The following is a 17688-nucleotide window of genomic DNA, read 5'->3' as shown; positions in this document are numbered from 1 at the left end:
CGGCTTGCCTACGCGGCCGCGCTGACCCCATCGGCCTCGGCGCGCAGCCCGCGCAACCGGCCGAGTTGCACGTCCAGATCGGCGATGCGCTCCTCGCGGTGATCGCCGTATTTTCCGTAGGCCACCTCGGCGACGCGCAAGCGTTCGTCCGCGGCGCGGAGTACATCGGTGGCGATATCGGTGAAGTGGTCGCGCAGTGTGCGCTGCATGGCGCGCAACCGATTTCGCGATTCCTTACCGACCTGGAAGATCACGTCGTCCATGAGTCTGGCCACCGAAACCTTGGCCTCGGCCTGACGGCGCTGCTTGCGCGCCTTGCGGTCGTCCCACAGCGCATTGGCGCCGAGCAGCAACGCGGCGGCGGCCGAATACCAGTTCACCAGCGGCATTTTCAGCAGACTGGTGAGCACACCGACCATCAGCAGGCCACCGTAGGACCCGCGCATGACGGTCAGGAATTGGCCGAGCACACCGGCTTTCCCGCTGATCAGGGGATCCAGCGGCGCGACCTGGTCGAGCACTTCACCGGGATTTTCCAGGCGTAGGTCCGGTAGCGGCGGGGTGCGGTGATCGGCGGGGAATTTGGCGGCCACCTGTTCGGACAGTTCCACCGCCCGGTAGTGAGCCACCACGAAATTCTCTTCGACGGCCTCGCAGATGCGCGCATCCAGATCCGCGCCGAAATCCTGCCAGCGGCGGGCCGGATCGGTGTTGACGATCTCGGCCTCGGCATCGCGCACCAGACTGCGCAGCCGGTGCCGCAAGTCGTGTTCGATATCGGCCATCAGTTCGGTACTGCCGTCACCGAGAGTGACCTGCCAATTGGCCGAGCGCTGCCGCAGTTGGTCGGCCTGGTCGCGGGCGGCGACCAGTTGTTCCGTTATCTCCACCCGGCGCCGCGGATCGCGCAGCGCCTCGGCCTCGGTCCGCAGAGTCACGGCCAGGTGGTCGACGACCAGGCGGATGTCGTTGGCCGCGGCTTCCAGGACCAGGCTGTCGGCCCTTGCCAGCACATAATCGCGCAGGTGGTCGACCAGTTGGGGCACGCCGGATTCGATATCACGCTGATAATTGCCCGCCTGCAGATGCAGCAGCGCGGAAACCGGCGCCACCGCGAAACCGAGTCCGGCGGCGTCCAAAAGCTCGCGATTGCGCTGCTGGGTGTGCTGCCAGTGCGGGTGCAGGTCGATCTTGTTCAGCGCGCAGATGACCGTCGGACAGAGCTGCTGGATGCGCTCGAGGTAGCCGATCTGTTCCGCACTGAACTCGGATCCGGCGTCACCGACGTAGAGCACGGCATCCGCGGCGGCGATCATCGACCAGGTGATGTGATCGTCGCCGTTGCCGCCCGGTGCGTCCATCAGGACGAGACCCTCGGCGAGCAGCGGGCTCGGCTCGGTGAATTCGGCGCGGATCACCCCGTCGGCGGCCAGCGCGGGCCCGGGGTCGAGCGGATCGACGGGCTGGCGTTCGATCCGGCCCGCCCCCAGCGATTTCACCAGTACGGCGGTCGGCTCCGGTCCGAACTCCGCGATCACCGGCACGCTCAGTGCACTCTCGGTGGCGCTCACCCGCGCCCCGATCAGACCATTGACCAGGGTGCTCATACCGTTCTTCGCGGCGCCGACGACCACGAGGCGCAGCCGTGGGTCACCGACCCTGGCCCGGACCATGCTCAGTCGGCCACCCAGGTCTTGCCGGCCCGCGGAGCGGGTCATCTCCTGCAGTTGATCGAGGATTCCGATCACTGGCGCCATCGCCGCCGGATGTTTCACCGTGGCGGCCTCCAGCCCGGCTGCGGCAGACAACCGCTCCTCCTAACTGTCGTACGAATATCGCGTTCGACGATGACATGCGCCGGCGCGACGGATGCGCGCGACCCCCGTGCGGCTCCTAGATCAGGGTGATATCCAGGCCCGCCACGAAGTGGTGGCCGTCGTCCACACCCGGATCGGGCAGCAACGGGGTGGACAGCCCGGCGGCCATGAGGGTCAGTGCCGTGTGATCGGGCTCGTACACCGGGTGCGCGAAATCGGCCGGATCGCCGAGTTCGGCGGCGATCGGGTGCGCAGGCGGCTTCATCGGGGTGACCGGTGCGGGCATCGTCGGCGCAGGCACGTGCGGCTGCTGAGTCGGGATCGGTGCCGGGGAATTCGCGGTCGGGATATCGATATCAGCGGTCGGCGGGACCGTCGGCGCCGAGTGGGTCATCGTCGGCACCGAGACGGTCGGGACATCCACGGTCGGGTCGTCGACGTCCGGCTGGGTGGTGTGCGTATTCGGAGCCGAGTTGCCACCCGTGCCGCCGTTGACGGTGCTCGGGGTAGTCCCGCCGCTGTGACCGGTGCTGGTGCCGCCACCGTTGCCGGTGCTCGGGATCGTCACATCGTCGTCGTCCGGTGTCGTCGGCGTCGCGGTGTGGGTCGGTGCGTGCGTGGTGGGAGCCTGTGTGGTCGGCGCGTGGGTCGCGGTCGGGATCTTCGTCGTCCCGGTGGCATCCGTGTCCGGAACAGTGGTGTGGCCGGGCTTGGTGCTGCCCGTTTCGGGTGTCTTGGTCGGATGCCCGGTGGTGTTGTCGCCGGGGATCGGCACCGTCTTGGTGACGGTGGTCGGAGTGTTCGTCAGCGGCGTCGTGGTGGACGGCGAATCGTCGACGACGACCGGATGCTTCGCCGGAACGGGCCTCGGCTCGAACAGCGCGGGCACCGTCGCGGCGGGCGCGGTCAGCGGTGACGGACCCGCCGGGGCGACCAGGACGTTGGCGACCGGGGTGCTCGCCACATCCGGCTGAATCGTGGTCTGCAGCGGAGTGGCCGCAACCGGCGCCGCCACCGCGGCGGGCGCCACGACCGCGGGGGCCACCGCTGCGGGCGCGACAGCCGCGACCGGAGCGGGCAGCGGCGCCGCGAACGGCTGCACGGGCTGCACCGCGACGGGCTGCACGGCTGAGTACTGCGATCCGACGGGCTGGGTGCCGACCGGGTTGGCCGTAGCGTTCGTGCCGGCATTGTCGAGGCCGGTACGTCCAGTGGTGCCGGGGGTTTGGCCGAGCCAATCGGAGTACCTGTCGATATTGTCGCCGACCCGGCCTGCGCCGACCTCGACCTTCAGCGCGCCCTCGACCTCGATCTTGGACTGCGTGGCGAGGTACACCCCGTTCGGGCCGGCACTGAAGTCCACTTGGAGTTCGGTGTGCACGCTGAAACCGGCTTCGGCATTGATGAATACGCCGAAAGCATCCGGGCTGCCGACACCGTGGTACATGTCGGCACCGTGGAGCGCGTCGCTGCCGTGGAATGCGTCGTTGCCATGGAACGCGTCGCTGCCGTGGAACAGCTCACCGCTGCCCCCGGTCGCGCCGCTGTGAAACATGTTGCCGCCGTAGAACGGAACGTTGCTCGCGACCGCATCGCCGTCGTCGGCGCTTTCGGCATCGCTGCTCACCGACTCGCTGATGGCCGTCCCCGACGTCGGAACACGGGGCAGGGTAAAGGGATTCGAACCCGGAGCGAGGAAGCCGTTCGGGCTGGGGAGGTTGAAGCCGTGGCCGCCCTGACCGAAGTCGAGTCCGGGCAGGTTACCGAAGCCGCCGGGCACGTGTCCGGTACCGAGATCGAGGCCGGACTGCGGTGTGTCGCTGTGCAGGTCGAGTCCGGACCGTTCGCTCTCGGTTCCGAGAGCGAGGCCGGGCTGATAGCTTCCGTACCCGGTGTTCTGCCATGGCTGCGATGAATGCTGCTGCGGAACAGGTCCGATGTACACGCCCGAATTGGGCACATTCGGGATGGTGAACGGCGCGTTGACGCTCACATCGCGCGGGGTCGGCGTCGACGAATGCAGTGGTGCGGGCGGTGTCGAATTCGGGTCCGGATCCGGGAAGGTGACCACGGGGCTCGGCGCGTCCGCATCGGGGTCGCGGGTGTAGGCCGAAGTCCAGCTGTCGAGCCGTTGCCCGCCTGGATGGACGGGTGCGGTACCGCCATTGGTGGCGACCAGCGCACCGCCGGTCACGTACGCGCCCGCCCTCGCTACCCGCGCGACGCCGGTGGCAACGCGATAGGCGGTGTCGCCCGCACGGTCGTCAGCGTCGGTGGCATCGCTGTCGAAGGGCAGGTCACTCGTCATGCAAGCTCCACTCTCAGGTTTCCAGCATCCTCACCACGCCGGGCAGACCGAGTGAAGATCACCTAACGATATTCCGGAAAACCCAACTGTCACATTCTGCAGGTCCGCAGAGCATACGACTGTGACGAGCAACATAACCTTGCCATTGGAGAAACCAGAACGGAAGCCCTGTTTCTGCGGGCATCCCGAATGGGGGCCGGTGTTGCGATCGGACCTGCTCGAGGGCTCCGAGCCCGCGCCACGCGGCGGCCCCGAAACCGTGTCGACGAGACTAACTCGTCGGCGGCCACGCGTACAGCCCGAAGTTCGATGCGCCGCAAGAGATCTCTAATGATTGCTCAAGAGATGGTGAAGTTCGGCGCCCTAGCGTCGGTCTCGCCGGGACGAACCCGGCGCCGACGCGAAGGAGATCGCATCATGACTGCCACCCTCGGACGCGGCCGAGCCCGCATTGTCACCATCGCCACGGGTACCGCATTCGCCGCCACCGCGGCCGCGCTGGTCGCCGGAGTCGCCTCGGCCCAGCCGCCGCTACCGGGCGACGGGGACGTGACGGTGACATGCGTGGTGCAGGCCCCCGGCCAACCCCACGTGGTAATCCTCGAGCGGCCGGGTCGGATGCTCGGCGTTCCGGCCGCCCCGCCGCCGGATCTCGCGCTGCCGGGCTGCCCGGATATCGATCCGTCCGGACCGGTCATCGTGGGGCCCGCCCGGCCCGGCGGACCTGTCGGGCCCGGCGTCTTGTACGTCCAGCCCGCACGTCCGGCGCCGTCCGGCAGTAGCGGCAGCTGACCGAGGGGCGGCTCTATGGTGGCCCCATGACCGGACAACGCATCTTGGTCGTGGACGACGAGGTTCGAGTTCTCGCCTCGCTACGGCGCGGGCTCGAACTCTCGGACTTCGAGGTGGTCACCGCGGGTGACGGCGCCGAGGCGCTGTCGATGGTCCGCAGCGCCGATCCGGACGCCATGGTGCTCGATGTGAATATGCCGAATCTCGATGGGGCGGGCGTGGTTACGGCATTGCGCGCGATGGGCAACGACATTCCGATCTGCGTATTGAGCGCCCGCACCGCGGTCAGCGATCGCATAGCAGCCCTGGAGCGCGGCGCCGATGACTACCTGACCAAACCCTTCGACCTCGGCGAACTCGTCGCCCGCCTGCACGCGTTGCTGCGCCGTCGGCCCGCGCTGATCCGGCCGTCCGGCGATGACCAACGCCAGGTCGGACAGGTCCGCATCAATCGGGCCGGACATCGGGTGTTCGCGAGCGGACAGCAGGTCGAGCTGACCAAACGGGAATTCGAGGTGCTCGCACTGCTCGCCGAGAACATCGGCATCGTGCTCAGCCGCGAGCAGATCCTTTCCGCGGTTTGGGGTTACGACTTCACCACCGATACGAATGTGGTGGATGTGTTCGTCTCCTATCTGCGGCGGAAGTTGGAGGCGCACGGTGCATCTCGGGTGATCCACACCGTGCGCGGGGTGGGATTCGTACTGCGGGAGGAAGGGTGAGCGCTACGGGCGGTCGTGAGCGAGTATCGGCATCGGTTCCAGCACAACCGGGCCCAACGCCGACGAGCCGGTGGCGCCGAACGGTGAGGCCGCCGAAAGGCACAGTGTCGCTGTCGTTGCGCGTTCGCGTGGCACTGGTGTCGGGCGTGGTCGCGGCGCTGGTCGCGGTCACACTCGGCATCGCCTACACCGCACTGCTCGACGCCACCGGTTCCCGTCAGTTCGACGACACGGTCTCGACCATGGGCGTCGCCATCGCACCACCGCTGGATATGCCACCACACGTGGTGATTCGAACCCTTCCCGATCCACGGACCCTTCCCGCCCCCCAACCGGATTCCGTCCCCATCCCCGCACCACAGACCCTGCCCACCCCGCAACCGGGTCTTGCCATCCCCGCCCCGCAACCGGACCCCGCCCTACCTGGGCGGGTGATCGTGGGCCCCGGTGACCTCCGCACCGTCGTCGCAGGCGCGCCCGGTTTAGTAGTGCGGCTCGAACCCGATCGCGCACTGGTGGATTCGGCCATCCGACGCAGCCAGCTGATCGGCGTCGGGATCGGCATCGCGGGCGTGCTGCTCGCCGCGGTGCTCGGCTGGTTTCTGGCCGGTTATGCCGCGCGACCACTGCGCAGACTGGCCACCGCGACGCACGGCATCGATACTCTCGAACAGCTCCCGCCGCTGAGCGGCCGCGGAGCCCGCGAGGCGGAAGAACTCTCCGACGCCATCACCCGCATGCTCGCACGGCTCGAGGCGGCACACGGCGCCACCAATCGCGCACTCGCCAGTGCCAGGGACTTCGCCGCGGTCTGTGCCCATGAACTGCGCACACCGCTCACCGCGATGCGCACCGACCTGGAAGTCTTGGCCACCAAGGAATTGCCCGCCGATCAGCAGCGCGCGGTACTCGCCGATGTCCTGCTGGCCGAGCGCCAGATCGAGAACACCCTGACCGATCTGGAACAACTCGCCGTCGGCGAACTCACCGAATCCGACGCCTTCGAACCCTTCGAACTCTGCGAAACCCTCGACCGCGCAGTGCAAGACGCTCGTCGCAGACACCCCGAGGTCAACATCGACCTCACCGAATGCGCCCCGACCACGGTGACCGGTCTACCCGGCGGCCTCATGTTGATCGTCACCAACGCGGTCGCCAACGCCGTACAGCACGGTCACGCACACACCATCACGGTCGCTGCGCGCCGCGACTCCGACACAGTCGAAATCACCATCGACGACGACGGCACCGGCATCCCCGAAGCCCTCCGCACCACCGCCTTCGACCGCTTCGCCAAAGGCCCCGGCTCCCCAGGCTCCGGCCTCGGCCTGGCCCTGGTCCGCCAACAAGCCGAACTCCATTCCGGCACAGCCGAACTGGACTCCAGCCCGTTGGGCGGCGTGCGCCTGCGCGTCCGAATCAATCCGACGCACTGACCCGGGGTACCGAATCTACTTCTGGCCCTTGGGTTTATCGGAGGCGGCGTCGGACGACAGGGCGGCTACGAAGGCTTCCTGGGGGACGTCCACGCGGCCGATCGTCTTCATGCGCTTCTTACCCTCCTTCTGCTTCTCGAGCAGTTTGCGCTTACGGCTGATGTCACCGCCGTAGCACTTGGCGAGCACGTCCTTGCGGATGGCGCGAATGTTCTCGCGGGCAATGATTTTCGAGCCGATGGCGGCCTGGATGGGCACCTCGAACTGCTGGCGCGGAATGAGTTCGCGCAATTTGGTGGTCATCTTGTGGCCGTAGGCCTGGGCGGCGTCGCGGTGCACGATCGCGCTGAACGCGTCCACCGCCTCGCCCTGCAGCAGAATATCCACCTTGACCAGCGCAGATTCCTGCACACCCGACTCCTCGTAGTCGAGGCTGGCGTACCCGCGGGTGCGCGACTTCAGCGAGTCGAAAAAGTCGAAGATGATCTCGGCCATCGGCATGGTGTAGCGCAACTCGACTCGGGTCTCGGACAGATAGTCCATGCCGCCGAGCTCACCGCGCCGCGCCTGGCACAGCTCCATGATCGAGCCGATGAATTCACTCGGCGAAATGATCGTGCACTTGACCACCGGCTCGTACACATGCCGGACCTTGCCCTCGGGCCAGTACGACGGATTGGTGACGACGTGTTCGGCGCCGTCCTCCATCTCCACCTTGTAGACCACGTTCGGCGCGGTCGAGATCAGGTCCAGATCGAATTCGCGCTGCAGGCGCTCGCGGGTGATCTCCATGTGCAGCAGGCCGAGAAAGCCGCAGCGGAATCCGAAGCCGAGCGCCACCGAGGTCTCCGGCTCGTAGGTCAGGGCGGCGTCGTTGAGCTGGAGCTTGTCGAGCGCGTCGCGCAGGTCCGGATAGTCCGAGCCGTCGACCGGGTAGAGACCGGAGTACACCATCGGGCGCGGCTCGCGATAGCCGGTGAGCGGTTCGCTCGCACCGCCGCGCGCGGAGGTCACGGTATCGCCGACCTTCGACTGGCGCACGTCCTTCACGCCGGTGATCAGATAACCGACCTCGCCGACGCCGAGGCCCTGGGTGGGCTTGGGCTCCGGGGAGACGATGCCGACCTCGAGCAACTCGTGTGTCGCACCGGTGGACATCATCTTGATCTTCTCGCGCGGAACGATCTTGCCGTCCACCACGCGGACGTAGGTGACCACACCTCGATAGGTGTCGTAGACCGAGTCGAAGATCATGGCGCGCGCGGGCGCGTCCGGATCGCCGACCGGCGCGGGCACCTGCTTGATGACCTCGTTCAGCAGCTCCGTGACCCCGACACCGGTCTTCCCGGAGACCCGCAACACGTCATCGGGTTCGCAGCCGACGATATGCGCGATCTCGGCGGCATAGCGGTCCGGATCGGCGGCGGGCAGGTCGATCTTGTTCAACACCGGGATGATCGTCAGATCCTTGTCCAGCGCCAGGTACAGATTCGCCAGCGTCTGCGCCTCGATGCCCTGTGCCGCGTCGACCAGCAGCACCGCACCCTCACACGCCTCGAGCGCGCGCGACACCTCGTAGGTGAAGTCGACATGGCCGGGCGTATCGATCAGGTGCAGCACATAGTCGGTGCCGTCGACCTGCCAGGGCAGCCGCACATTCTGTGCCTTGATGGTGATGCCGCGCTCGCGCTCGATATCCATCCGGTCCAGGTACTGGGCGCGCATCGCCCGCTCCTCGACCACACCGGTGAGCTGCAGCATGCGGTCGGCCAGCGTCGACTTGCCGTGGTCGATGTGCGCGATGATGCAGAAGTTCCGGATCCGGGCGGGATCGGTGAACGTCGTGTCGGCGAAGCTGGCGGGCACTCCACTCCTCATGGGTATCGGCAAACTGCCGTCCATCGTCCCATGCGCGAGGTAGCGGCACTGTCAGCGGTTCACCGTTCTGCGTTCCGTACCACTTTTCAGCCGCGGTAGCCGGTGCCGGGGATGCGGTGCGAGTAGTCGGCGCACAGGTAGGTCTCGGGTACCTGCTCGGTCACCGGCACCTCGAAATAGTCGTCCTTGGTGCGGACCGCGAGGTACTGGTCCTTGGCATCACGATGACACCACATGCCGGTGAGGCCGTGGCCGTACGGCGAGTAGTCGGAGAACAGACAGGTAATGCAGGAGAGCAGGCGGATGTCGTCCGGGAACTGTTGCCCGAGCCGGAACAGCGCGTCCTCGAAGTATCTGTCGGTGCCCTGGTAGGTCAGCCCGTCGATCTCGATGGCGAGTTCGAGCGACTCACCCGTCGCGCCGGGCGGCAGGGTCAACCGGAAGTGGATCACACCGAGTTGGCGCTGGTCGTTCACCTGCACCGAGCAGGGCAGTTCGCCGGAGAATACGCAGCCCGAGATGGCATCCCACTGGTCGACGGGCAGTCCGACCCGAAGTGCGGCGCCCTTGTCATACGGGCCGAGCGCGTCGAAGTCCGGACCCGACACCGGAACGCCACGGATCACCGTGCGGATATCGAACCGGTTCGCGCCCCAGTGCCGCGATGGCCCGATCCGCCACATGATGTGCTCGGTACCGTGCTCGTCGGTGTAGGTTCCCGGAAAAACCTGCGGCTGCACAGCTGAATCCTTCTCCCGCGACGAATTTCCCGACTCTAACGGAGAATTCGCCGTACTTTCGGCGGGTGGAGAAATTGGTTTTCGTCCTGCGCCGATCCGATGCCGAGGCGACCGAGTCGTGGTGCGAATCGCTGCGCACCACCGTGGCCGCGCGCCTGGTCGACCTCGGGGTTGCGGGTGTCACCGTCTATGTCCGTGACACGGCGGTCCAGGCCGCGCTGATGCGAATGGTGACGCTGGACCCACCGATCGCGGCGGCGGTCACGGTCTGGGTCGAGCAGAGCTACGGTCCCGAGGCCACGGCCGCGGCGGATATCCTCGCCGAGTTCGCGACCGCAGCACACGGCTATCTGGTGACCGAGTCGGTGCCGCTGCGGCTCGACGATTCGGTCCCGACCCGCACCGAGGGCTTCGGCAATCTCGCCTTCCTGCGCCGGCCCACCGAACTCACACCGGCGGAATGGCTGAGCGATTGGCAGGGACGGCACACCGCCGTGGCCATCGAGACCCAGTCGACGTTCGGCTACACACAGAACGTGGTGGTCCGGGCGATCACCCCGGACGCGCCCGCCATCGATGCCATTGTCGAAGAACAGTTTCCGGTCGCGGCGCTCACCGATCCGCTGGCCTGGTACGGCGCGCGCGACACGGCCGAGTTCCAGGATCGGGTGCGGCGCATGCTCGACTCGGTCGCGCGGATCGGCGCCGATCGCGACCTCGATACCGTCTCCGCCAGCAGATATCCCGTGCTGCAACCGTTTTCGACACGGACAAAGCAACGGACCGGCGCATGAAGCACGAACTCGCCCTACCGGGCGGTAGGCAGTGCTGATGAGAACGCGAGATCGCGCCGTTACCATCCAAGGATGGCCCGAACTTGGAACACGATCGGCAAGCAGCTAGGCCTCATCGCGAAGGAGCAGGGTCCCAAGATTGTCAAGCAGCAGGGACCGAAGCTGGTGGACAAGCTGCAGCGCTCATCGCTGCTCGAGCGCGCGGTCGGGTCGCTGGCGACACGTAAGGCGCCCGCGGTCGCGATCCGGCCGACCGCCTCGACCCCGGTACCGACCGCCGAGCGGGCCAGGCAGATCGTCTACTGCCCGCAGTTGGACGGTCGGGCCGATCCGGGCGAAATCGTATGGACCTGGGTGCCCTATGAGGAGGATCCGAATAACGGCAAGGACCGCCCGGTGCTCGTCGTCGGGCGCGACCGCCGGACCCTGCTCGGGCTGATGCTGTCGTCGAATCCGGAGCGCGCGCACGACCGTGACTGGGTCGGAATCGGCAGTGGCAGTTGGGATCACGAGGGCAGGCCGAGCTGGGTCCGCCTCGATCGAGTACTCGACGTCCCGGAGGACGGCATCCGTCGCGAAGGCGCGATCCTCGCTCGCAAGACCTTCGACCTGGTCGCCCACCGCCTGTGCGCCGAATACGCTTGGCACTGACCGGAATCAAGACACCATTTCCCGGGAACGGCCGAACAGCAAGCCGTAGATCAGTGCGCCGAGTACGCCACCGATGAGCGGGAACACCACGAAGACCCAGACCTGGGGTCCCGCACCGTTCTGATAGAAGGCGACGGCGAGGCTGCGGGCCGGATTCACCGAGGTGTTGTCCACCGGGATCGAGATCAGGTGGATGACCGCGAGCGTGACGCCGATCGACAGACCGGCCAGCGGAATGTCGGAGATCTGGTCGGTGGAGGCCAGCACCACGAATACCAGCAGCGCGGTCAACATGACCTCGATGATGATCGTCGCGGACAGGCCGTATCCGTTCTCGATCACCACCTGTCCGAGCGGACCGCGCACCGCGGACGGACTGTGCTTACCCCAGCCGTTCGCCCCGAGCCCGTTGACCGAGCGATCGTAGGAGGGCAGATTCTTCGCGATCGCGAACAGCACGAGTCCGGCCAGGAATCCGCCGATCAGCTGCGCGATCACGTAGCCGACCGCGGAGATCACCGAAAGCCTGCCGAGCAGCAGCTGCCCGAGGGTCACGGCCGGATTCACATGGCAGCCGGAGATCGGCCCGATCGCGTAGACCAGGAACAACAGGGAAAGGCCGAAGGCCAGTGCCACCCCCAGCGGCCCGACGCGCTCGCCGGCCAGTACCGCGGTGCCGACACCGCTCATGACCAGGACAAATGTGCCGAGCGCCTCGGCGGCCCACTTCTTGGCCTCCGGCGTCGGCTCCAGTTCGGTGACTTCCTCGACGACTTCCTGAGCAGTGGGAGACATACGCGCCACCTTCCGAGAGGATCTTCCCCGTGTGCACGGGGTTCTGCCTTGGACCTGCTACGAAATTACGGCTGATGTGAAACTGGACGTTACGCGAGACGGGGGAGCACTACAACGCTACAACTGGGCTAGGCGAGCCGCGTGATCTCCACGACAACCTCCAGATCGGTCGAACCGCCGCCGGAAAATATGCCCTTCAGCGGCGGCACATCCGCGTAGTCACGGCCTACGCCGACGGATATGTGCTGTTCGTTGATGGCGATATTGTTGGTCGGGTCGTATCCCCACCAGGCACCGGTCCAGGCCTCGATCCAGGCGTGCGACTGCCCCGCGACCGTCGTATTGATCTCGGTGGCCGGATTGGGATGCAGATATCCGGAGACGTATCGGCTCGGAATCCCCATACTGCGCAATAGAACCAGGGTCAGATGCGCGTAATCCTGGCATACGCCTTGACGTTCGGCGAAGGCCTGCACGGCCGAGGTGTGCACCGAGGTGGTACCCGCGATGTAATTCATTTCGCCGTGCACCCATTCGGCCGCGCGCACAACAGCTTTCGCGGGCGGCACACCGCGCGTGAGCTGTTTCGCGATCGCCGCCAGCTTCTTGTCCTGCGGCACATAGGCGGTGGGCGAGAGCATTTCGTCGAAACGGTCACCGATATGTTCGGAGCGCAACTCCTCCCAGGACAACTCCTCGGCCGGACCGGCGAACGGTTCGGTCTCCACCACCGATGATCCGGTGACCTCCAATTCGGTATGCGGCGCGTGCAGATCGAAGGAGGTGACCGCGGTGCCCCAGTAGTCGGTGTAGCGATAAGACCGGGTGGATGGCACCGTCTCGACCCGATTCAGGATGACATTCTGCCTGCTGTCCGCGCGCGGAGTGAGCCGAGCCTCGTTGAACGAACGGGTGACCGGGGAGTCGTAAACATAACCGGTGGTGTGCACCACCCTGATCCGCCAGCTCACAGCTCTCCCTCCACCTGCGCATGATTGTCGTGACTGCTGCGCAGATCGGTCCAGGCCACCCACGGCGCGGCGTGGAAGTACTGCAGCGCGATCGCCTCGCTGACCTCGCGACAGGTCTTCTGCAGCGAAAGCAGGCGATTCTGCAGATCCTCCAGCAGCGCACCGGGCGGCAGGAATTCGAGTTCGCTGCGCGCCCTGCCGAGCAGCCGCTGCGCCTCGTGCCGGGCGCCGACCCGGCTGCTCGGGCGCTGATCGAGTTCGGCGAGGCAGGCCTCGGCCACCCGCACCGAATGAAACACCGAACGCGGGAAAAGCCGGTCCAGCAGGATGAATTCGGCGACCAGATTGGCGTCGAGCGCGCCGCGATGGGTGCGCAGATAGGTGTCGTGCGCGCCGGCCGAGCGTAAAACGGTCACCCAAGCCGGTGACGAGGTGCGGTCGCCCGCACGCGAAAGTAGTAGGCGCACAGTCATATCCACGCGTTCGATGGAGCGACCGAGCAGCAGGAAGCGGTAGCCGTCGTCGCGGCTGAGGGTGGAATCGGAGAGTCCGGCGAACATCGCCGCCCGACCCCTGATGTAGTGGAAGAACTCGTGCGGGCCGAGACTTCGTGCCGCCTTCTCGGTGGCCGTGAGCCCGATATAGGTGGCGTTCAGGCACTCCCACATCTCGCTGGAGGTGACTTCGCGTGCGCCCCTGGCATTTTCGCGAGCATTGGCAATCGAGTCGACAATGGAATTGCCGTGGTCGTGGCTGAAGGCCACCAGGTCGGTGACCGACCAGACATCGAGTTCGACATCGGGCGGTTCGATACCGAGCACTCGCAGCAGGACTCGCGAGGTTCGGTCCGGATCCACCGTGGCGTCCTCGAGCAACTGATGCACCGCGACGTCGAGGATGCGGGCGGTGTCGTCGGCACGTTCGACGTATCGTCCGATCCAATAAAGAGATTCGGCGTTGCGGGCCAGCATCAGCGCGTCACCCCGCCCTGCTGCTGTTGGCCTTGCCCCAGTCGCTGACTCTGCCGCATCGATCCCAGCCGCTGCTCCTGTTGTTGCTGCTGCTGTTGCTGATTCGACTGCGTCAGGATCAATTCCCGGCCCAGCTCACGCTGATCGGATTGCGGCGGGTCGCTTACCAGTTCCTCGCCCGCGAGCTCACGGTCGGCGGGTGAGGCGCGACCGGTCAGCACCCAGGTGTCCTTACTGCCGCCGCCCTGACTGGAATTGACGACCAGCGATCCCTCCGGCAGTGCCACCCGCGTCAACCCGCCCGGCAGCACCCAGATGTCGTCGCCGTCATTGACCGCGAAGGGCCGCAAGTCGACATGACGCGGCACCAGCTCGTTACCGATCTTGGTCGGCACGGTGGACAGCTGCACCACCGGCTGAGCGATCCAGCCCCGCGGATCCGACTTGATCTTGCGCCGGATCGTCTCCAATTCCCGTGGCGTAGCCACCGGACCGATGACGATGCCGTAGCCGCCGGACCCCTCGACCGGCTTGATCACCAGTTCGGCGATGCGGTCGAGCACCTCCTCGCGCTCGTCGTCGAGCCAGCAGCGATAGGTATCGACATTGGGCAGCACCGGTTTCTCGGCGAGGTAGTACTCGATGATCGTCGGTACATACGCGTAGGTCAGCTTGTCGTCGCCGACGCCGTTGCCGATCGCGCTGGAGATGACCACATTGCCCGCCCGCGCGGCATTCACCAGTCCGGCGACGCCGAGCACCGAATCGGGCCGGAAGTGCATGGGATCGAGGGAGGTGTCATCGATGCGGCGATAGATCACGTCGACCTGACGCTCCCCCGCCGTGGTCCGCATATAGACGACATTGTCGCGGCAGAACAGGTCGCGCCCCTCGACCAGTTCCACCCCCATCTGCCTGGCCAGCAGCGAATGTTCGAAGTAGGCCGAGTTGTATACGCCTGGCGTGAGCACGACGACCGTCGGGTCGGCCTCATTGGGTGCGGCCGAGGCGCGCAATGCGGCCAGCAGGTGGGTCGGATAGTCGCCGACCGCGCGCACCCGGTGCGAGGAGAACAGATCCGGGAAGACCCGCGCCATGGTGCGCCGGTTCTCCATGACATAGGAAACCCCGGACGGTGAGCGCAGATTGTCCTCGAGCACCCGGAAGTCGCCGCGCTCGTCGCGGATGAGATCGATACCCGCCACATGGATACGCACCCCGTTCGGCGGCACCAGTCCGGCGGCCTCCCGGTGGAAGTGCTGGCATGAGGTGACCAGCCGCTTCGGGATGACCTCGTCGCGCAGGATGTTCTGCTCGCCGTAGACATCGGCGAGGAACAGCTCCAGCGCCGTCACCCGCTGCTTGATCCCGCGCTCCAGCTTGGCCCATTCGGCGGCCGCGATCACCCGGGGCACCAGATCGAGTGGGAAGGGCCGCTCCTGTCCGGACAGCGAGAAGGTGATGCCCTGATCGATGAAGGCGCGGTCGAGTGCGTCCGAGCGGGCCGCGAGATCGGCCACGTCGATGGGCGCGAGCGCCGAGAAGATTCCCCTATATGGCTGACGAACCCGGCCCTGGCCGTCGAACATCTCGTCGAAGGCGTCCGCGTACCGGCCGGGCCCATAGCCCTCGAATAGTCCGGATGTGGTTGCTCTGCCGTTGCCGTTCGCATGCCCGTTCGACCGGACACGGGTCGGCGCAGGTGATCGTGCCGAACGTGGCGGCGAGGCGGGAGTCATGCAAAAATCGTGCTACACGCAGCGTCGATGCCGTGTGAGACATAGGTAAATTTCTTGCATCACTCCGGGTTAACGCCCCCTTACAGCGGTCGGTAGCGTTGCCGGTCGAGCCGCTCGCGCGGTGGCGATTGCGCGTGCCGGGGTGGTGATGATTTCGTGTGCGACGCGGCGACTGGTACCCTCGATCTTCGGCGTCGCGTTACCTGATTACTCCGGTTGTCAACGCGCGCTCGCGAACTTTTCAGCACAGTCCACCAGCGACAGGAACACGAGGAAACAGGCGTGGCCAACATCAAGTCCCAGATGAAGCGGATCCGCACCAACGAGGCGGCGCGCCAGCGCAACCAGTCGGTCAAGTCCGAGCTGCGCACCGAGATCCGCAAGGTCCGCGAGGCCTTTGCGGCCGGCGACAAGGCCAAGGCCGCCGATCTGGTCGTCAGTGCCAGCCGCAAGCTGGACAAGGCCGCCTCGAAGGGCGTCATCCACGCCAACCAGGCCGCCAACAAGAAGTCGGCCCTCGCGCTGGCGCTGAACAAGCTCTGATCACATCGGTACCGACCGCGGTACCACCCATACGTTGACGCAGCCGCCGTGGCCTCGATGACCACGGCGGCTTTTGTCGTCGCTGATCGACTATTGCGAGGATCACTTTTTCGGTCCGACAGATAAATTTTCTGCAGCAATACTTCAGCAATCTTTCACTCCGGTGCCGATGCCGCCCCCTGGGCGTTGAGCGGAACCGTCCCGGCAGGTGCCATGTCATCGAGACTGCCCTGGCAAATCGGCAGGAAAGTGGCGTCCTTGCCAACATTCCCAGGTCATCCCCGCATCCCACTCCTCGAGCCGAATTCTGATCGGGCACCACATGTCGGAGGTTCCCGCTACGATTCGGCGCATGGTTACCGTCTACGCCAATCAGACGCCGGTTCGCTCCGAAGATCTGCCGGACATCATCCGCGCAGCCGAGGTCCTAGGCATCGGGCTGAAGATCGAGAACGTCATGGTCCCCGATGAGGAAGGCGGCTACTCGCTGGAGTGGATCGTCACCCGGGACGAGGAAATACCGGTCTACGAGGAGTGGGAAGGCCGGTACGAGGAGTCCGAAGAGGACATCGAACTGGTTCTCAGCTCGGTCGAATAAATCCCTGCGAATCCGCACCCGCACCGAGCGGGTGCGGATCGCTGAGTGCTCAATCCAGGGCGGCGTTCAAACGATCCAGCGCCGCCTGGGAGTCCGCATCGGCCGCGCGATAGATGATGATGCGCTGGTCCGGATCCTGTAGCGGCATGAGTACTTCGAAATCGACCACCAGCGGCCCGACCTCCGGGTGGCGCAGCGGCTTCCTACCGCGCCCCTGCACCCGGACGTCGTGCCTGGCCCACCCCTGCGCGAACTCCTCGCTGCGTGCGGTGAACTCGGCGACCAGATCGGCCAATTCCTGATCGTCCGGATGGGCCGCCCACGCGGCGCGCAGATCGGCGATGCCCTCGCGAATGATCCGATCCCGGTCGCAGTAGAAATCGCGCATAGCGGGATCCAACAGGCACAGCCACATGGAGTTGCGCTGTCGCGGCGGCAGCGCGCCGAAGTCGACGACCAACCGTGCCATTTCCGGATTCCACGCCAGGATGTCGTAGCGGTGGTTGACCAGCATCGCGGGCAATGGCGACAGATCGTGCACCAGCAGCTCCAGCGCGGGCGCGGGTACGGTGCTCGGTTTCCCGGTATTCGGCTGGCGCTGCTGGGCCAGATCGAATAGGTAGGCGCGCTCGTCGGTATCGAGGCGCAGCGCGCGTGCGAGCGCCTCCAGGACGTCTGCGGATGGGCGCAGGCCGCGTCCCTGTTCCAGCCGCACGATGTAGTCGGTGCTCACACCCGCCAGCTCGGCGACTTCCTCACGGCGCAGACCAGGGGTACGCCGAGCCTGTTTGCGTGGGGGCAGCCCTAGGTCGCCGGGATTCAATCGCTCGCGCCGAGCGCGCAGAAAGGCCGCGAGTGCTTGTGCCCAATTCGCGGAGCTCTCTGGCCCTCCGTGGTCACGCAAGCTACCGCCTCCGGGCCTGAGCTCGCTTC

Annotated in this window: 16 protein-coding genes; 7 read left to right on the top strand and 9 right to left on the bottom strand. The window is 66.2% G+C overall.

Annotation, left to right across the window (positions count from 1 at the left end; all coding sequences use genetic code 11):
• Window positions 1–8: 8 nt before the first annotated feature.
• Together ACIBW7_RS12215 and ACIBW7_RS12210 are read right to left on the bottom strand one after the other, a co-directional pair.
• Window positions 9–1808 carry a hypothetical protein gene (locus ACIBW7_RS12215; RefSeq protein ID WP_397046307.1) on the bottom strand — a complete coding sequence of 600 codons (1800 nt, stop codon included), beginning with the start codon at window positions 1806–1808 and terminating at the stop codon, window positions 9–11.
• Between the two features lie 85 nt (window positions 1809–1893).
• Window positions 1894–4125, bottom strand: coding sequence for a hypothetical protein (locus ACIBW7_RS12210; RefSeq protein WP_397046306.1), 2232 nt, complete (start codon window positions 4123–4125; stop codon window positions 1894–1896).
• Window positions 4126–4542: 417 nt separating this feature from the next.
• Between ACIBW7_RS12210 and ACIBW7_RS12205 the strand changes: the two genes are divergently transcribed.
• From ACIBW7_RS12205 to ACIBW7_RS12195, 3 genes are all read left to right on the top strand, one after another.
• A complete protein-coding gene (locus tag ACIBW7_RS12205) occupies window positions 4543–4917 on the top strand; it encodes a hypothetical protein (protein ID WP_397046305.1) in 375 nt (124 codons plus the stop codon).
• A 26-nt stretch (window positions 4918–4943) separates the two neighbouring features.
• On the top strand, window positions 4944–5639 hold the full coding sequence (locus tag ACIBW7_RS12200; protein WP_397046304.1) for a response regulator transcription factor: 696 nt from the start codon (window positions 4944–4946) through the stop codon (window positions 5637–5639).
• A gap of 83 nt (window positions 5640–5722) precedes the next feature.
• Window positions 5723–7075: an ATP-binding protein gene (locus ACIBW7_RS12195; RefSeq protein WP_397046303.1), complete on the top strand. Its 1353-nt coding sequence runs from the start codon at window positions 5723–5725 to the stop codon at window positions 7073–7075.
• Between the two features lie 15 nt (window positions 7076–7090).
• Here the strand turns inward: ACIBW7_RS12195 and lepA are convergent, their stop codons facing one another.
• Complete coding sequence (lepA, locus tag ACIBW7_RS12190) at window positions 7091–8977, bottom strand: translation elongation factor 4 (RefSeq protein ID WP_397046302.1); 1887 nt, start codon at window positions 8975–8977, stop codon at window positions 7091–7093.
• 62 nt (window positions 8978–9039) lie between these two features.
• Window positions 9040–9693, bottom strand: a complete 654-nt coding sequence (locus ACIBW7_RS12185; protein WP_397046301.1) for a DUF6304 family protein — start codon at window positions 9691–9693, stop codon at window positions 9040–9042.
• A gap of 65 nt (window positions 9694–9758) precedes the next feature.
• Here ACIBW7_RS12185 and ACIBW7_RS12180 point away from each other — a divergent pair, with 65 nt between their 5' ends.
• Together ACIBW7_RS12180 and ACIBW7_RS12175 are read left to right on the top strand one after the other, a co-directional pair.
• Window positions 9759–10487: a hypothetical protein gene (locus ACIBW7_RS12180; protein WP_397046300.1), complete on the top strand. Its 729-nt coding sequence runs from the start codon at window positions 9759–9761 to the stop codon at window positions 10485–10487.
• 72 nt (window positions 10488–10559) lie between these two features.
• Window positions 10560–11138, top strand: coding sequence for a type II toxin-antitoxin system PemK/MazF family toxin (locus tag ACIBW7_RS12175; protein ID WP_387290927.1), 579 nt, complete (start codon window positions 10560–10562; stop codon window positions 11136–11138).
• Between the two features lie 6 nt (window positions 11139–11144).
• Here ACIBW7_RS12175 and ACIBW7_RS12170 read toward each other — a convergent pair whose 3' ends face one another.
• The 4 genes from ACIBW7_RS12170 to ACIBW7_RS12155 form a co-directional block, all read right to left on the bottom strand.
• A complete protein-coding gene (locus ACIBW7_RS12170) occupies window positions 11145–11933 on the bottom strand; it encodes an aquaporin (RefSeq protein WP_397046299.1) in 789 nt (262 codons plus the stop codon).
• A 128-nt stretch (window positions 11934–12061) separates the two neighbouring features.
• Entirely contained in the window at window positions 12062–12904 is an 843-nt protein-coding gene (locus tag ACIBW7_RS12165; protein ID WP_397046298.1) for a transglutaminase domain-containing protein, read from the bottom strand.
• On the bottom strand, window positions 12901–13875 hold the full coding sequence (locus tag ACIBW7_RS12160; protein WP_397046297.1) for an alpha-E domain-containing protein: 975 nt from the start codon (window positions 13873–13875) through the stop codon (window positions 12901–12903). Before ACIBW7_RS12160 ends, ACIBW7_RS12165 begins: the two co-directional genes overlap by 4 nt.
• Window positions 13875–15464, bottom strand: coding sequence for a circularly permuted type 2 ATP-grasp protein (locus ACIBW7_RS12155; protein ID WP_397046554.1), 1590 nt, complete (start codon window positions 15462–15464; stop codon window positions 13875–13877). The genes ACIBW7_RS12160 and ACIBW7_RS12155 overlap by 1 nt, the downstream gene beginning before the upstream one ends.
• Window positions 15465–15896: 432 nt before the next feature.
• Between ACIBW7_RS12155 and rpsT the strand changes: the two genes are divergently transcribed.
• A complete protein-coding gene (rpsT, locus tag ACIBW7_RS12150) occupies window positions 15897–16157 on the top strand; it encodes a 30S ribosomal protein S20 (RefSeq protein WP_397046296.1) in 261 nt (86 codons plus the stop codon).
• Window positions 16158–16509: 352 nt separating this feature from the next.
• Complete coding sequence (locus ACIBW7_RS12145) at window positions 16510–16755, top strand: hypothetical protein (protein ID WP_040687907.1); 246 nt, start codon at window positions 16510–16512, stop codon at window positions 16753–16755.
• A gap of 49 nt (window positions 16756–16804) precedes the next feature.
• Here ACIBW7_RS12145 and ACIBW7_RS12140 read toward each other — a convergent pair whose 3' ends face one another.
• Window positions 16805–17659, bottom strand: coding sequence for a helix-turn-helix domain-containing protein (locus ACIBW7_RS12140; protein ID WP_397046295.1), 855 nt, complete (start codon window positions 17657–17659; stop codon window positions 16805–16807).
• Window positions 17660–17688: the final 29 nt, after the last annotated feature.

The sequence above is a fragment of the Nocardia sp. NPDC049526 genome, assembly GCF_044465765.1.
GTDB lineage: Bacteria > Actinomycetota > Actinomycetes > Mycobacteriales > Mycobacteriaceae > Nocardia.
This window is presented reverse-complemented; position numbering and strand designations above follow the sequence as displayed.

Excerpts from the sequence above, each read along its gene's own strand:
- ACIBW7_RS12170 (WP_397046299.1), bottom strand. The coding sequence starts at position 11,933 with ATGTCTCCCACTGCTCAGGAAGTCGTCGAGGAAGTCACCGAACTGGAG.
- ACIBW7_RS12160 (WP_397046297.1), bottom strand. The coding sequence starts at position 13,875 with ATGCTGGCCCGCAACGCCGAATCTCTTTATTGGATCGGACGATACGTC.
- ACIBW7_RS12175 (WP_387290927.1), top strand. The coding sequence starts at position 10,560 with ATGGCCCGAACTTGGAACACGATCGGCAAGCAGCTAGGCCTCATCGCG.
- ACIBW7_RS12145 (WP_040687907.1), top strand. The coding sequence starts at position 16,510 with ATGGTTACCGTCTACGCCAATCAGACGCCGGTTCGCTCCGAAGATCTG.
- ACIBW7_RS12205 (WP_397046305.1), top strand. The coding sequence starts at position 4,543 with ATGACTGCCACCCTCGGACGCGGCCGAGCCCGCATTGTCACCATCGCC.
- ACIBW7_RS12210 (WP_397046306.1), bottom strand. The coding sequence starts at position 4,125 with ATGACGAGTGACCTGCCCTTCGACAGCGATGCCACCGACGCTGACGAC.
- ACIBW7_RS12155 (WP_397046554.1), bottom strand. The coding sequence starts at position 15,464 with ATGTTCGACGGCCAGGGCCGGGTTCGTCAGCCATATAGGGGAATCTTC.
- ACIBW7_RS12200 (WP_397046304.1), top strand. The coding sequence starts at position 4,944 with ATGACCGGACAACGCATCTTGGTCGTGGACGACGAGGTTCGAGTTCTC.
- lepA (WP_397046302.1), bottom strand. The coding sequence starts at position 8,977 with ATGGACGGCAGTTTGCCGATACCCATGAGGAGTGGAGTGCCCGCCAGC.